Here is a 16,204-nt window from a genome sequence, read left to right on the forward strand (position 1 = left end):
ACGCATTTGAAACTTACGAAGTTTTTAAAACTTCGTAAGTTTAGTACCCGCCATATAAGTAATTATCAAAATATAAGCAATCAACACAATTAGCGGTTATTTATGAAGAGCAGCCATAAAGGTTTTGCAGACGGAGCGTTGTTTGCGCTTAATATTTTCATTTTAGTTTTACTGGTAGCCGGCGATAGCCTGGTTGTGCCGCAATGGTTACAACCGGTTGGGCGGTTGCACCCCTTAATTTTGCATTTCCCTATCGTAATATTGATGCTGGCTATGGTGCTGGAGTTTTTCCGGTTCAGGGCCGAGTTTGTAAACGAGAAGTTTTACCAAAACTTTACCAACTATTTACTGGTGCTGGGCGCGCTTTTATCGTCGTTAACGGTAATCATGGGCCTGCTGTTATCGCGTGAGCCGGGCTACGAGGGGGGCAATTTGTTATGGCATAAATGGTTTGGTATCAGTGTGGCGTTTGTGGGCTATGGTGTTTATCTTATTCGCAATACAACAAAATACACGGCTACGCTGGCCAAAACAGGGGCTTTGGTTACGGTTTTTTGTTTAATAGTGGCCGGGCATTTTGGTGCAAACCTTACCCATGGCGACGATTTTGTTTTAGGCCCGGTAATGGATAAAGAAAAAAACAAAGTCCCAATCGATAAAGCTTTTGTTTACCAGGACGTTATCAGGCCAATTTTTGAAGCTAAATGCCAAAGCTGCCACAATGCAGATAAAATGAAAGGCGGACTAATGCTCACCAGCCAGTCGGCAATATTAAAAGGTGGCAAAAATGGTAAACTTTTTATTCCCGGCGATCCGGCTATGAGCCTGCTGCTGCAACGGGTACACATGCCAGAAACGGAGAAGAAGCATATGCCGCCTACCGGTAAACCGCAGCTAACCGACGAAGAAAAAGTACTGCTTTACCTCTGGGTAAAAAACAAGCCCGACTTTAAGAAAAAGGTTCTTGACCTGCCTGCAACCGATTCGCTCCGGATGATTGCGGCAACATTGTTAAAACCCGCCGAAAGCGCGGAAGAGACATACGATTTTTCGGCAGCTGATGATAAGGAGATTAAAAAACTCAACAATAATTACCGGGTAATTTATCCGCTGGCTAAGGAATCGCCAGCTCTGGCCGTTAATATTTACAATAAAAGCACCTACAACATCAAGGCGCTGGACGAGCTTAGTCCCATTAAAAAACAAGTGGTATCGCTCGATCTGAATAAAATGCCGGTGAAGGATGCTGATATGAAAACGATAGCCCAATTTGAAAACCTGCGCAGGCTTAACCTCAATTTTAGCGATGTCACCGGCGCTGGGTTAAAAGAATTGGCTTCGCTTAATTTGCTTAAAAGTCTGTCGTTGGCCGGCGTTAAATTGAATGCTACGGATGTTAGGCAGTTGGCAGCCATCAAGAGCCTTACCGAACTGGCCATCTGGGATACTGGCCTTAAAACCGCCGATCTTGCGCCACTACAAAAAGCAAATAAGCACGTTACCCTATTAACCGGTTTTAAAGATGATGGCAAGCCTTTAAAACTTACCAGTCCGCAGTTAAAAAACACTACGGTAATATTTAAGCAAAGTTACCTGTTACAGCTCGGCAACCCGATAAAAGGAACCGATATCCGGTATACTACCGATGGTAGCGCGCCGGATAGTATTCATGCTATATCCTATAAACCAGGCGTTTCATTTACGCAAAGCACGGTAATTCGCGCCAGGGCATTTAAAGCCGGTTGGATAGGCAGCGATACGGTTCAGTTTAATATTTATAAATCAACCTATACCCCTGATAGCATCAGTTTTTCAACCTATCCCGATAGTAAGTACAAAGGTGAGGGCGCCAAAACAATGATAGATAAAGAATTGGGCAGCGGTAACTTTGGCGACGGCAAATGGCTGGCATCGCAAAAAGACCTGGAATTGCTGATGTGGTTTAATAAGCCCGTCGATTTGCACACGGTTAACCTGAACGTGATGCGCAATACTGGTCCCCAGATATTTTTACCGGCGAAGGTAGAGGTGTGGGGCGGTCCCGATCAATCTCACCTCAAATTGTTAGGGAGTGTTACACCTGCCGCGCCCCTTAAAAAAGATACTTACAGCATCATGAACCTGGAATGTAAATTAAAAAACGGCCAGCCCATATCCTGTATAAAACTGGTTGCCAGGCCGCTTAAAAGTGTTCCAACCTGGCATCCGGCAAAAGGAAAACCAGCCTGGGTTTTTATGGATGAGGTGTTTTTGAATTAGTGTGCCCGATAAATAAACAACTTATCGCCGCGGCTTAGCTACAACTCATAATGTTATTGATATTGGGGATAGTGAATTTATAAATATTAAAAAATCTATAAAAAAAAGCCATTTCCATTGCGTATTTTACTGTAAATAGGCTATGTTTATAACATAAAACATAGCCGATGTCAATAAAAGTAGCAATTCGTCATTTTACAAGTTACAAGTACGATAAACATATCACGCTTTCGCCACAAGTTATCCGTTTACGGCCTGCCGCGCACTCGCGTACCATGATTAAAGGCTACTCGCTAAAAATATTACCCGAAAAGCACTTTATAAACTGGCAACAGGACCCCTTTGGTAATTACCTTGCCCGCATTGTTTTCCCGGAAAAGGTAAACGAATTTGTGATTGATGTAGAGGTGATTGCCGATATGGTGGTGATAAACCCTTTTGATTTTTTTGTGGAGGAGTATGCTAATCACTACCCCTTTGAGTATGAAGAATCATTAAAAAAGAACCTGGTGCCATACCTGGAAATAACCGAGCGTGGCCCGCTGTTAATGGATTTAACAGAAAAAGCCGCCGAGTTATTGAAGAAAAACGCGGTTACCCAGGATTTTTTGGTTACCCTTAACAGGTTACTTTACCTGGAGATCTCCTACAATATCCGCATGGAGCCGGGTGTACAATCATGCGAGGAAACGCTGGAGCTTAAGTCGGGCTCATGCCGGGATACAGCATGGCTGTTTGTGCAATTGCTTAGGCATTTTGGCTTGGCGGCGCGTTTTGCATCGGGTTACCTGGTACAGCTAAAGCCGGATATAAAATCATTAGATGGCCCATCAGGCCCGGAGCAGGATTTTACAGATCTGCATGCCTGGACAGAAGTTTACCTGCCTGGCGCGGGCTGGATAGGACTCGACCCAACATCCGGTTTATTTGCCGGCGAGGGACACATTCCATTGGCCTGTACGCCTGATCCGCAGAGTGCGGCCCCAATCAGCGGCGGTATCATCAGCGATACAAACGACCCCATCGAAACAGAGTTTCATTTTGAAAATACCATTACCCGTATTGAAGAAAAACCACGGGTAACCAAACCATTTTCTGACGAGCAATGGGAAGATATTATGGCCCTTGGCGATAAGGTTGACGAGGAATTTGCCGCTAACAACGTACGCCTTACCATGGGGGGCGAACCTACATTTGTATCGGTAGATAATAACGAAGCGCCCGAATGGAACTCGGCAGCCGATGGCGAGCATAAACGCCGCCTATCCAATATCCTGTTCCACAAACTTAAAAACGAGTATGGTGAAGGTGCGCTAATGCAATACGGGCAAGGCAAATGGTATCCTGGCGAGCCATTACCCCGTTGGAAACTCGCCTGCTATTGGCGTAAGGATCATGTGCCGTTGTGGAACAACGATACGTTAATGGCCGACCTGTCGAAAGATTACGGCCTTGGCCCTAAGGATGCCAAAAGCTTTATGAAGTTGCTTACCAAGGAATTGCACATCGACCCTAAAAATATTAACCCGACTTACGAAGACCCTTTTTACTTTCTGTGGGAAGAGAGTAAAACGCCCATCAATGTCGATCCGCTTAAGGTTGATCTGAAATCTCCGCTGGAGCGCCAGAAACTGGCCGAGTTACTAAATACCGGCCTGAACGAGCCTGTTGGCTATGTGGTACCTATTAAATGGGATCTGGAACAAAGCAATTGGCAAAGTTGTAAATGGTCGTTCAGGCGGCAAAATTTATTTCTTGTTCCGGGTAATTCGCCGGTAGGGTTGCGCCTGCCGCTTGATTCGGTGCAATATTTTGATCCGGCAGAGCAGGAGGAACTACCGGAAAGAAGCCTTTTTGCCGATGTGGATGCTTTGCCTGATGGCGATCATTTGATTCCCGAAACGGGATCGAAATTCAATAACAGCAAAACCATTTTTAAAACGGCTTTGGTAGTTGAGGTAAGGCAAGGCAAGTTGTTTATATTTTTCCCGCCTACCAGCTATTTTGAGCATTATTTATACCTGGTGAATGCTGTTGAGCGTACGGCCGAGAAGCTAAAGATGCCGGTATTGATTGAAGGCTACGATCCGCCATCTGATAACCGCATCACCAAAATGATGATAACGCCTGACCCAGGCGTTATCGAGGTGAACATTCACCCGGCGGCAAGCTGGCGTGACCTGGCTAAAAATTACGATATCCTCTATAAAAAGGCGGCGGAATCGCGCCTGGCGACAGAAAAATTTAACATCGATGGCAGGCATACCGGAACGGGTGGGGGTAACCACGTAACCTTGGGTGGCGAAACACCGGCTGATAGCCCACTATTGCGCCGGCCAGATATTTTGCGCAGTTTTATAACCTTCTGGCAGCATCACCCTTGCTTGTCGTACTTGTTCTCTACCCAGTTTATAGGTCCCACCAGCCAGGCGCCACGGGTTGACGAAGGACGGATGGAAACACTATACGAACTGGAAATAGCGTTTCAGCAAGTACCCGACCGGGCCGAAAATGAAGTCCCTTTTTGGCTGGTTGATAGGATTTTCCGTCACTTTTTAACAGATATCACGGGCAATACCCACCGGTCGGAGTTTTGTATCGATAAGCTTTACTCGCCCGATTCATCAAGCGGCCGCTTGGGCATCCTGGAGTTCAGGGGCTTTGATATGCCTCCGCATTACCGCATGAGTATGGTGCAGTTTCTGCTGATCCGTACGCTGCTGGCATGGTTCTGGAAAACCCCATACAACCATAAACTGGTGCGCTGGGGAACCGAACTGCACGACCGTTTCCTGCTGCCGCATTATTGCTATAAGGATATGACCGAGGTGGTAAATAGCCTGCGCGATGCCGGTTATGGTTTTGATATCTCGTGGTTTGAGCCTTTCTTCAGCTTCCGTTTCCCATTCCTGGGCGAGTTGCAGGTGGATGATATCAATATCGAAATTAAGATGGCCATTGAGCCATGGCATGTATTGGGCGAAGAAATGTCGAGCACAGGCACATCGCGGTTTGTGGATTCATCACTGGAGCGTATCCAGGTTAAAATATCTGGCCTTACCGATTCGCGTTACACCTTCTTATGTAACGGTTTAAAAATTCCCCTAAAAAGCACCGGCGTACAGGGCGAGTATATTGCCGGTGTACGCTACCGGGCCTGGCAGCCGCCATCAGCGCTGCATCCAACCATTGGTACCGATACGCCGCTGGTGTTTGATTTGTTTGACACCTGGACGCAAAAATCAGTGGCTGCATGCCAGTACCATGTATCGCATCCCGGAGGGCGCAGTTACGATACCTTCCCGGTAAACAGCTACGAAGCCGAATCGCGCATAATTTCCCGCTTTTTTGACTTTGGCCACTCGGTTAACCTGGTTGAGCCGGCGGTAGCCCAGCAAACAGCAGGAGGGAGGTTTGTTACCAAAATGAATATATTACCACAATATACCATCACCAATGAAGTAGTTAGCCCGGAATACCCGTATACCATGGATTTGAGGCGATATAAAAATGCCAAGAATTTGTAGCAGAAAAATCAGACATTTGGAAAATGATTGAGACTTACCTGGAGCGGAACGGTAAAACTGCCAAACCTTTTTTTGATGAGCTTGCCGCACCCGAGGGTGTAGTGCGTGAGCATTGGAAAAAGCTTGCCCATGCCTATGACGAGCTGGGCCTTGAAAAAATGGAGCAGCGGAGCCGGGAAATTAGCCAGGAGTTGCGCGACAATGGGGTTACTTATAACGTGTACAGCGATCCCGACGGCATTAACCGCCCCTGGAAGCTTGACCCCGTGCCAATGGTATTTAGCCAGCAGGAATGGGAGAACATTGAAAAGGGCTTAGTACAGCGTGCCGAATTGCTTAACCTGATCATAGCTGATATTTATGGCGAACGCAGGCTGATTAAAGAGGGGTTTATTCCCTTTGATCTGGTATTTACCCACAAAGGGTTTTTAAGGCAGGCCGATAAAATTAAAATACCCGGCAAATTCCAGCTTATCCAATACTCGGCCGACTTGGTACGTGGGCCGCTTGGCAAAATGTGGGTACTACATGACCGTGCCGACGCACCATCGGGTGCCGGTTACACACTAGAAAACAGGGCCGCCATGACCAGGGTTTTTCCCGATCTGATCCGTGAAAACCAGGTGCGTAAAATTTCGTCCTATTATCAAACGTTAAAAAATACGCTAACCAGGCTCGCTTTACAAAATAAAGAGAACCCAAGGGTGGTGCTTTTATCGCCCGGTACGGCCAACGAAACTTACTTTGAGCACGCCTACCTGGCATCGTCATTAGGTTTTACCCTTGTTTTTGGGCAGGATTTAACCGTGAGCGACGGCTATGTGTGGTTAAAAACTTTAAAAGGGCTGGAGAAAGTAGATGTTATTGTACGCCGTGTTGACGATATATTTTGCGATCCGCTGGAGTTTTTAGGCGATTCGCACTTAGGCGTGGTTGGGTTGATGGAAGCCGTACGGCAAAAAAAGGTGACCATTATTAACCCATTAGGCGGCCGCATATTGGAGAACCCGGGGCTGATGGCTTTTTTGCCGCGCCTTTGCAAGCACCTGTTAAACGAAGAGCTAATATTACCATCGGTAGCCACCTGGTGGTGCGGGCACGAGAAAGAAAAAAAGTATGTGCTGGATAACCTGCCCTTCCTTATTATCCGGTCTATATACCGGAGTAACGAAAACCGCCCATACATCGGCAGCGAACTGAGCAAAAAGCAGATAGATGATTTGAGGACCGAAATAAACACCCGGCCTTATTTATATGTAGCACAAGAGGTAGTAAGCTTCAGCACCACGCCCTCATTAATTGGCAACAACCTGGAAGCCTGCAACGCTGTTTTCAGGAGTTATATTGTAGCCGATATGGATAAAGAGGTTTACCATGTAATGCCGGGCGGTTTATCAAGAAGCTTTCCTACAAAAGGCGAGTTTATTATTTCTAACCAATCTGGTGGTATCAGTAAGGATACCTGGGTGCTGGGACCATCGCCCCAAAGCCAGGCAAAGCCCGCCGTTAATCAGCCGGTATTGCGGCAGGTAAAAAATATTTTACCAAGCCGCACCGGCGAGAGCTTGTTTTGGCTGGGCCGGTACCTTGACAGGGCAGTTATAAACGTGCGGCTAATGCGTATTGTGCTTAAAATTTACAATGAGCGCGACGACGAAATTCATCCCGAAACCAACCAAACACTGGTAATACTGCTTAAAACTTTAAGCGCGGTAACGGGTACATTACCCGGCTTTGCCTCAGCTGATCAGGCCAAATTAAGGCAGCCCGAAAAAGAATTATTGTCGCTGGCGGTTGAAACAGGCAGGGCGGGTACCTTGGCGCAATCCCTGCAATCATTTTTAACAAACGGCTATGCCGTACGTGATCGTTTAAGCCTGGATACCTGGAGGATTTTGGATAGCATATCCGAAGAGTTTGAGCTGATGAAGGAAAACGGTAACGATTTGCGCAAGATTTACCATAACCTCGATCAGTTTATCATCAAGTTGATGGCTTTTATCGGCCTTAATAACGATAACATGACCAGGGCATCCAGTTGGCGGTTACTTAACATCGGCCGTTTTTTAGAGTCATCGTTAAATACATGCATCATTTTACAGGCTGCGTTGGCCAACAACGTAACACCGGAGGTGGAGAAGCAATTGATGGAACTGGTGCTGATGTGCAACGAGAGTTTGGTTACCTACCGTTACTTATACCGATCGACGCTGCAATTGCCGGGTGTGCTTAATTTGCTGCTTGTAAACGAGGATAATCCAAAATCGGTGGCCTTTTTGATTGCCAAAATTGATGAGCACCTGGCGCACCTGCCAGATAATCATAAAGAAGGCGGCCTTAGCCCGGCGCACAAAAAACTGCTGGAGGCGTTAACCATGATCCGGCTTTGCGATGTAAACAAGATGGTACCATCGGCCAATGCCAATGGTTTTGGTAAAAAGGAGCTTAACGGCTTTTTACACCACCTGATTACCTTATTGAGCCAGGCATCAACCATTATATTTGAAAGCTATTTTAGCCCAACGCAAAGCCAGTACAGCTTTGTGAAAAATAATAACGCGCTACCCGAATTATGAGAACCGCTAATACAAAGGCATTTTTTAACAGGTGTTTTCACAACAGCCAAAGCTTATGAAATACCAGGTAACCCATATTACCAAATATGAATACCAGTTGCCGGCATCGTTATGCCATAACCAGGTGTACCAGGTGCCGGTTAACCACAGTTTTCAGGAAGTGGAGAAGGTGAACTACCAAATTCACCCGGTACCACATTTGGTAGTGACCAGGGAGGACTTTTTTAGTAATAAATTCATCTATTTTTCGATAGAAGAGTTTCATCAACGGTTAACTGTCGAGATAAAAAGCGAGGTTAAAATTTCCGAACCGGTATGGATAAGCGCAGCTCCCCAAAATACAGCGCCCTGGGAAAACGTGGTGATCTGGCTGAAAAGTACCGATGCCGAAAGTGACATCAGGCAATTTTATCTTGAATCGGATCATGTGGTGTTTATACCGGGCATCAGGGAGTATGCATTAAAATCATTCACGCCCGGCAGGCCAATTATGGAAGCCATGCTTGATCTTAATTCGCGCATATTTAATGATTTTGATTTCACGCCCGGCTTTACAGATGTTACTACCAAGCTGGAAGAAGTTTTTTTACATAAAAAAGGCGTTTGCCAGGATTTTGCGCATTTCTCGCTGGCCTGCTTACGTTCGATCGGCTTATCGGCCAGGTATGTAAGCGGCTATATCGAAACGCTGCCGCCACCAGGAAAACCAAAACTATTTGGATCAGACGCCTCGCACGCCTGGATAGCATTGTACATTCCCGATATCGGGTGGACGGAGTTTGACGCCACCAATAACCTGTTGGTTAACGACCGCCACATCCGTACCGCCATCGGCCGCGATTTTGCCGATGTCGTGCCATTAAAAGGTGTGGTTTACAGTGGTGCCGGCCAACGTATGTATGTAAATGTGGATGTGCGGAGGGCAGAATAGTAAAACTATGTCGCCAAGTATTTTATATTGTGTTCTGTCATCCTTCGTAACTACCCATGATAAGTTGAAAAACGGAAGTCATCCTGAACTTGTTTCAGGATCCCACAGGACAGGTGACCCGCATGAAGTACACTTAGCATTTGGGGTGCTGAAACAAGTTCAGCATGACATCTGGGGTAAATCATTATCATTTCCGAGTTTCGCGAAATTTTTACCACTCAGGATGACGACCTTCTTATTTTAAACTTCATTCATCCTTCGGTGCTTTCAACTATATTTTAAAGCCAATTGCTTTTACTAACTCACTCTTGATGCATAACAAACCTTATGTATAAAGCTCAGTTTTTCTACCACTTTGGGCGGTATTACAAAAGGGTATAAATCCTTGTTGCCCATGCTGCGGTTCATGCTGTTCATGGCAAAAGTTAATGGCAGCCATAAACTAAGCAGGTCTGCAAAATTTTGCTGCTTAAAGGGGCTCACGTTGATGATGGCCTTCAGGTTGCTTTTTTTATCAGCAAGGCGGGGAGATACCGTCATCCCGAAGGCATCGGCGGTTTCAAGCGTATCCATAATGTGCAGGTAATGGGCCCAGGTTTCGGCCCAGTCTTCCCATGGGTGCGAGCTTGCGTAGCTGCTAATGAAATTTAAGTTCCAATCGACGGGTGGTCCCTGGCTATAATTCCGTTCAAGCGCCTGGGCATAATCCTGGCGTTCATCGCCAAATATTTGGCGGTATTCGTCAATAAATGCGCTGTTATCTATTAATCTGTCCCAGTAGAAATGCCCCACTTCGTGCCTGAAATGCCCTAATAAAGTACGATAAGGCTCGTTCATTTGCTTGCGCGATAGTTCGCGTTTATCATCATCCGCTTCATCAACATTCAGGGTAATTAAGCCATCTTCATGCCCTGTTAAAACCCGTTGAGCGGCATCCGCCTCTGTAAGGAAATCAAAACTGAGCCCTTTTGCTGCGTCTTGTATCTTACTTACCAGGGGTAGTTTCATTTGCAACAAAGTATAAATAAGCCTGTGCTTGGCAGATTCTATCAACCGCCACTGCCTTAAATGATCGGGGTCGGCTAAATTGGGTACAATGTGGTTTAATTCACATGCGCGGCAAAATATATTAGGGCTATCAGCCGGTATCAACCAGTTGCAAACATCAAACTCATGATTTTTGCAATACTTAAACAATTGTTTTTTATTATTGAGTAGGCCGCCCAATAACGGCTTTATATTGCTGTTTAAACGATAAAAGGCGTTGTTGTCCTGAACAAGTGTGGCCAGGTTGAGATCACCAGCAATAAAACCCAGAGGGCTTTTGCAACATTCGCATATACTATTTTCAAAATATAAGAGCTGACCGCAGTTGGTACATTTAAACAATTTCATAATCTGTATTAAGGCTGTTCATTGTTGAATAGCTTGTGAGTTAACAGATTATAGGGCGGTGGGTTTTGAGTATTTAAACAAAAAACCCGATCAAATTGACCGGGTTTTAACTGCTGTGCGGAAGAAGGGACTCGAACCCCCACGCCTCGCGGCGCCAGATCCTAAGTCTGGTGCGGCTACCAATTACGCCACTTCCGCATTAGGATTTTTAACAGGTCGCAAAGATAGTGTTTTAGGGTAAATTATAAAACATAATTTTTGTTTTTTGTTTATCTGCCTCATTACTTTGATGTTAATTTAACGTCATCAATAAAATGACCGGCGGTTCCTGAATTTAGTTTCGTTTTCATGCCTCACCTGCCCGAACAATTTTGACGCTAACTTGTAATACAACATAATAAACAACAACTAAACTATGCCACGTACAGTAAGCTACCAAATTAATAACGACAACGGAAACCCGATAAATATTATCATTGAGCCGGTACAAACCCAGGCAGCAAACAACCGCCTTGATTTTACAGGTGTTTATACCCTTTACAAAGGCGACGGCCACGGCGAGGTGCACCTGTTGGAAATACAGGAGATAGCACCCGAAATAGGGGACAGCCTTCCCCTGGCAGATGATGCGGTGAACCCCGATTTTTTAGGACGTTTTACTTACAATAGCAACAAATTAAAATGGGAGTATACCGGCGGTCCGCTTTCGACAAATGAGCAGGAGCAGGTGGTAGCGTTTATACAAAGCGCGAAATAATCTATAAATTCGCTGCCGGATAAATATAACAGCTATTGTACTCGCGCGATCAGGCATCACAAATTAAACAGGCATTCTGGACAGCTTTTGGCCAATATATTGCGCCGCAACCATCGGTCGATGGTTTACGCATCAACTGGATCAATTATAAAACAGGCATCAAGCACCTTCATTTTAAGATGCAGGCCGAAAAAAAGTCGGCATTTATCGCTATCGAAATTTCGCATCCCGATTTGGGTATACAAGAACTCGTTTTTGATCAGTTTAAAGAGCTCAAAACAGTATTTGACGCCAGCATAGGCGAAGAATGGGACTGGCAATTGCACACCACCGATGATAATCAAAAAACAGTAAGCCGCATCATCAAAACCCTTCCCGACGTCAGCATTTTTAACCAAAACGACTGGCCCGCACTAATCTCCTTTTTCAAACCCAGGATCATCGCACTAGACGATTTCTGGAGCACTGCCAGCTACAGCTTTGATTTGTTTAAGTAGGTTTTCAGATGTGCAGATTTCAGATGACGGGATGATATTAAATGAGATGACGGATTAAACTCTGCTAATTCTTTAATTTAAACAATTTAGGTTCAGACAATCCTTCATCTGCACATCCGCAGCTCATCTGCACATCTGAAATCTGCATATCTGCACATCCTTCTACAATTCGTCTCAATTAATCGTCTATTTGACGCTTTCTGGTAAAAGCGTTTAGTAATTGAAAAGAAAAAACAAATATTTACCGTTGGTACTTATTTATCTACATTATAACATTACTAAAACACATGAAGAGGTTTCCATTAACCGTTTGTATTTCAATTTTGGGGCTGTTTGCCCGGGCGCAGGATACTAAAGCGCCGGCTTATCCGCTAATTACGCATAATCCTTACTTCAGCATCTGGTCGTTTACCGATGATTTGAACGAATCGACAACTCATCACTGGACAGGAAAAGATCAATCACTATTGGGCCTGATAAAGGTAGATGGCGTGGTTTACCGTTTTATGGGTAAAGAGCCGGTACACTACAAAACCCTGGTACCCGGCGGCGATGAAAAACCATACACGGTTAAATACACCGAAACACAGCCTTCACAAAATTGGGCCGATGAAAAATTTGACGATACAGCATGGAAAACAGGTACGGCACCCTTCAGCGACGACCCCAAACAAGGTAAAACAGTATGGACAAGCCGCGACATTTGGGTGCGCCGTGTATTTACCTTTCACAAAGCAGACATTAATAAACTGTTCCTGAAACTTCACCATGATGATGAAGCCGAAGTATACCTTAACGGCGAAAAAATAAACGTAAGTAGCGGCGCCAACGGCGATTTGCAAATGATGCCGCTTAAGGATGATGTAGCCGGTAAACTGAAAGAGGGCGAAAACGTATTGGCTTTACATTGCACCAATACCGGAGGCGGCGCGGCCCTTGATGCCGGCTTTGCTGATGAACTAAAACCTACCCAACATGCCGATATTCAGGTAGCTAAACAAACCCACGTTGAGGTTACGGCTACCCAAACCATGTACACATTTAAATGCGGTAAAATTGATTTGCAGGTAACGTTTACATCACCTTTGTTAATGAATAACCTTGATTTGATGGCAAGGCCAATATCGTACATTACTTACAGTGTAAAATCAAACAACAGCCAGGCGCACAACGTACAAGTTTATTTAGGTGCATCTGCGGATATTGCCCGTAACAAACCATCACAGCCGGTTACAACTCAAAAGTATGAAACAAGCACTTTGTCGGTGTTAAAAGCAGGAACTGTTGAGCAGCCCATTTTACAAAAACGCGGCGACGATTTACGAATAGATTGGGGATACATGTATGTTGCTGCGCCAAAATCGGCTGCTGCCACACAGTACATCAGCACAGGCGATGAGGCCGTTACTTCGTTTTTTAAAAACGACAGTAAATCAACCGTAAAAGAAGGTACAGATGTGGTACTAAACACGGTAGTACCTTTTGGTAAAGTAGGTAAAACAGCGGTTGAACATTTTGTTGAATTGGGCTACGATGATATCACGCCCGTTCAATACTTTCATGTAAACTTAAAACCGTACTGGCAAAACGCGCAAATCAAAACTATTGATCAGTTACTGGCCAAAGCAGCTACCGATTACCCCGTGATTACTAAAAACTGCGCAGCTTTTAACGCACTGATGTATCACGATGCCTTAAAAGCAGGTGGCGATAAATATGCTAAACTTTGCGTGTTGGCTTATCGCCAGGCAATAAGCGCTCATATATTAGTAAAAAGTCCGCAGGGCGAAATCTTATTTTTATCGAAGGAGAATTTCAGTAACGGATCTATTAACACAGTTGACGTAACTTATCCTTCGGCGCCACTGTTCCTCATTTACAATCCAAAACTAATGGAAGGCATGTTGAATGGTATTTTCTACTTCAGCGAAACCGGTAAATTTCCGCATGATTTTGCGGCGCACGACTTAGGTACGTATCCGCTGGCAAACGGCCAAACTTATGGCGAAGGTATGCCGGTTGAAGAGTCGGGCAATATGCTGGCGCTTACCGCGGCCATTGTTAAAGCAAATGGCAATAACCCGGCTTATGCTAAAAAGCATTGGAAAACTTTAACCGCATGGACTAACTACCTGGTTCGTGAAGGCGGCGATCCGGCCAACCAGTTGTGTACCGATGATTTTGCCGGTCACCTGGCGCGCAACGCAAACTTATCGGCCAAAGCCATAGTAGGCGTGGGCTGTTACGCTCACCTGGCCGATTTAATGGGCGATAAAGCTACAGGCACCAAATACAGGGCCATTGCCAAAGAAATGGTTGCCAAATGGATGAAACTTGCCGATGCCGGTGATCATTACTCGCTGGTGTTTGAAAAGCCTGAAACCTGGAGCCAGAAATATAACATTGTTTGGGATAAAATTCTTGGCTTAAACCTGTTCCCGCAATCGGTTTATGACCGCGAGGTTAAATTTTATCTCACCAAACAAAATGAATTTGGCTTACCATTGGATAGCCGTAAAACTTATACCAAAAGCGACTGGATTATATGGACAGCCACCCTGGCCAAAAGCAACGATGATTTTAAAACCCTTGTTGCCCCTGTTTACAAATACGCTATGGAAACCCCAACCCGCGTACCGCTAAGCGATTGGCATGAAACTATTGATGGCAAACAGGTAGGCTTCCAGGCACGCAGCGTTGTTGGCGGATACTTTATTAAGGAGCTACAGGAAAAGTGGAAACCAACTGTGAAATAGAATCAAGAGGTTAGAGTCAAGAATTAAGACTTTGAAACACCGCGACGGCAACCGTTGCGGTGTTTTTGTTGGTTAGGTAAATCAAATTAGATATGCCGCTCTTTAATCCTTGTTTAAAGTCTTAATTCTTGACTCTTGATTCTTAACTCTTTTTCCCTACTTTTAAAGTATCAATGGAAACCAAGAATAACAAGAAAACCATCCGGGCCTGGGCATTTTTTGATTGGGCCAATTCGGCCTATAACCTGGTCATCACCTCAACAATTTTTCCGGCTTATTATGTGGCTATAACCGCTAACCCAGCTAACGGAAACAGGGTCACCTTTTTTGGAAAAAGTTTTGTGAATACGGCTTTGTCCGACTATGCGTTGGCAACTGCTTATATGATCATGGTTTTATTGTTGCCTATACTATCGTCTATAGCCGATTATAAGGGTAATAAAAAGCTTTTTATGCAATTTTTTACAGCAATCGGGTCGTTATCATGCTGTTATTTGTTTTATTTTAAACCCCACGAGCCTATTGAGGCCAGTATTATAGCATTTGCACTTGCTGCAATTGGGTACAGCGGCGGTTTTGTGTTTTACAATTCATACCTGCCAGAAATTGCAACGGTTGATATGCAGGACAAAGTAAGCGCGAAGGGTTTTACTTACGGCTATATTGGTAGTGTTTTGCTTCAAATAGTTTGTTTTGTATTTGTTAAAAAACCGGAGTGGTTTGGGATTACCGATAGCAGTTTTGCGCCGCGTTTATCATTTCTTTTGGTTGGTTTATGGTGGATGGCCTTTGCCATTATTCCGTTTGTGGTGCTGCCTAAAGGGAGCCCTAATGCGGTGGTGCATAATCATCACATCATCAAAGGAGGTTTTATTGAGTTAGGCAACGTTTGGAAAAAAGTAAAAGAAATGCCTTTACTCAAAAGATTTTTGCCGGCATTTTTCTTTTACTCTATGGGTGTACAAACAATTATGCTGGTGGCAACAGGCTTTGCAGCCAAGGAGTTAAAAATGGATACATCAGCTTTGATTACCATTATTCTGATCATTCAGCTTGTTGCAATTGCAGGCGCAACGCTAATGTCGAGGTTATCGGGTAAATATGGCAACGTCAGGGTTTTGATTGGTACGGTTATCATTTGGATAATGGTTTGTATTGCCGCCTATTACACCACAACCGATAGCCAGTTTTATGTCATTGCAGTAATTGTAGGTTTGGTAATGGGAGGCATTCAATCCATGTCGAGGTCTACATATTCCAAGTACTTACCTGAGAATATTCCGGACACGGCATCTTTCTTCAGCTTTTATGACGTTACCGAAAAGCTGGCGATTGTTGGTGGCCTGTTTAGTTTTGGTTTTTTTGAGGAAATAACCGGCAGTCCGCGTAATTCGGTGTTGGTATTAGCTATATTTTTTATCGTAGGATTAATTTTATTGTTTTCTTTGTTGAAAGCCGAAAAAAGCATTCAAAAAAATGCGGAATTTAGCGCCGAATAATTTGTGC

General features: G+C 44.7%; 9 protein-coding genes and 1 tRNA gene. 8 read left to right on the plus strand and 2 right to left on the minus strand.

Features of this window, described 5'->3' with window-relative positions:
* Positions 1-102: 102 nt before the first annotated feature.
* The 4 genes from AC1DXF_RS09445 to AC1DXF_RS09460 all read left to right on the plus strand — a co-directional run bounded on the left by AC1DXF_RS09445 (position 103) and on the right by AC1DXF_RS09460 (position 9,293).
* Positions 103-2,259 carry a c-type cytochrome domain-containing protein gene (locus AC1DXF_RS09445; RefSeq protein ID WP_477448062.1) on the plus strand — a complete coding sequence of 719 codons (2,157 nt, stop codon included), beginning with the start codon at positions 103-105 and terminating at the stop codon, positions 2,257-2,259.
* 167 nt (positions 2,260-2,426) lie between these two features.
* Positions 2,427-5,786 carry a transglutaminase family protein gene (locus AC1DXF_RS09450; protein WP_477448063.1) on the plus strand — a complete coding sequence of 1,120 codons (3,360 nt, stop codon included), beginning with the start codon at positions 2,427-2,429 and terminating at the stop codon, positions 5,784-5,786.
* Positions 5,787-5,809: 23 nt separating this feature from the next.
* Positions 5,810-8,362, plus strand: a complete 2,553-nt coding sequence (locus AC1DXF_RS09455; RefSeq protein WP_477448064.1) for a circularly permuted type 2 ATP-grasp protein — start codon at positions 5,810-5,812, stop codon at positions 8,360-8,362.
* A gap of 55 nt (positions 8,363-8,417) precedes the next feature.
* Positions 8,418-9,293 (plus strand): transglutaminase family protein, encoded by an 876-nt coding sequence (locus tag AC1DXF_RS09460; RefSeq protein ID WP_477448065.1) that lies wholly within the window; start codon positions 8,418-8,420, stop codon positions 9,291-9,293.
* 297 nt (positions 9,294-9,590) lie between these two features.
* On the opposite strand, the gene AC1DXF_RS09465 is transcribed toward AC1DXF_RS09460, so the two are convergent.
* Positions 9,591-10,688, minus strand: coding sequence for a zinc-binding metallopeptidase family protein (locus AC1DXF_RS09465; RefSeq protein ID WP_477448066.1), 1,098 nt, complete (start codon positions 10,686-10,688; stop codon positions 9,591-9,593).
* A gap of 116 nt (positions 10,689-10,804) precedes the next feature.
* Positions 10,805-10,886: transfer RNA gene (locus tag AC1DXF_RS09470), tRNA-Leu, on the minus strand.
* A gap of 217 nt (positions 10,887-11,103) precedes the next feature.
* On the opposite strand from AC1DXF_RS09470, the gene AC1DXF_RS09475 reads away from it, so the two are divergent.
* The 4 genes from AC1DXF_RS09475 (at position 11,104) to AC1DXF_RS09490 (ending at position 16,197) form a co-directional block, all read left to right on the plus strand.
* Positions 11,104-11,445, plus strand: a complete 342-nt coding sequence (locus tag AC1DXF_RS09475; RefSeq protein ID WP_477448067.1) for a hypothetical protein — start codon at positions 11,104-11,106, stop codon at positions 11,443-11,445.
* 35 nt (positions 11,446-11,480) lie between these two features.
* Positions 11,481-11,942 carry a DUF4268 domain-containing protein gene (locus tag AC1DXF_RS09480; RefSeq protein ID WP_477448068.1) on the plus strand — a complete coding sequence of 154 codons (462 nt, stop codon included), beginning with the start codon at positions 11,481-11,483 and terminating at the stop codon, positions 11,940-11,942.
* A gap of 287 nt (positions 11,943-12,229) precedes the next feature.
* The gene (locus AC1DXF_RS09485) at positions 12,230-14,698 is read left to right on the plus strand and encodes a glutaminase family protein (protein WP_477448069.1); all 2,469 of its coding nucleotides are present in this window, start codon (positions 12,230-12,232) and stop codon (positions 14,696-14,698) included.
* Positions 14,699-14,871: 173 nt separating this feature from the next.
* On the plus strand, positions 14,872-16,197 hold the full coding sequence (locus tag AC1DXF_RS09490; protein WP_477448070.1) for an MFS transporter: 1,326 nt from the start codon (positions 14,872-14,874) through the stop codon (positions 16,195-16,197).
* Positions 16,198-16,204: the final 7 nt, after the last annotated feature.

The sequence above is a fragment of the Mucilaginibacter sp. P2_A5 genome, from assembly GCF_056404995.1.

Bases quoted from the DNA above. Each gene is read 5' to 3' on its own strand.
- AC1DXF_RS09450 (WP_477448063.1), top strand. From the start codon at position 2,427: ATGTCAATAAAAGTAGCAATTCGTCATTTTACAAGTTACAAGTACGAT.
- AC1DXF_RS09445 (WP_477448062.1), top strand. From the start codon at position 103: ATGAAGAGCAGCCATAAAGGTTTTGCAGACGGAGCGTTGTTTGCGCTT.
- AC1DXF_RS09475 (WP_477448067.1), top strand. From the start codon at position 11,104: ATGCCACGTACAGTAAGCTACCAAATTAATAACGACAACGGAAACCCG.
- AC1DXF_RS09465 (WP_477448066.1), bottom strand. From the start codon at position 10,688: ATGAAATTGTTTAAATGTACCAACTGCGGTCAGCTCTTATATTTTGAA.
- AC1DXF_RS09455 (WP_477448064.1), top strand. From the start codon at position 5,810: ATGATTGAGACTTACCTGGAGCGGAACGGTAAAACTGCCAAACCTTTT.
- AC1DXF_RS09490 (WP_477448070.1), top strand. From the start codon at position 14,872: ATGGAAACCAAGAATAACAAGAAAACCATCCGGGCCTGGGCATTTTTT.
- AC1DXF_RS09485 (WP_477448069.1), top strand. From the start codon at position 12,230: ATGAAGAGGTTTCCATTAACCGTTTGTATTTCAATTTTGGGGCTGTTT.
- AC1DXF_RS09460 (WP_477448065.1), top strand. From the start codon at position 8,418: ATGAAATACCAGGTAACCCATATTACCAAATATGAATACCAGTTGCCG.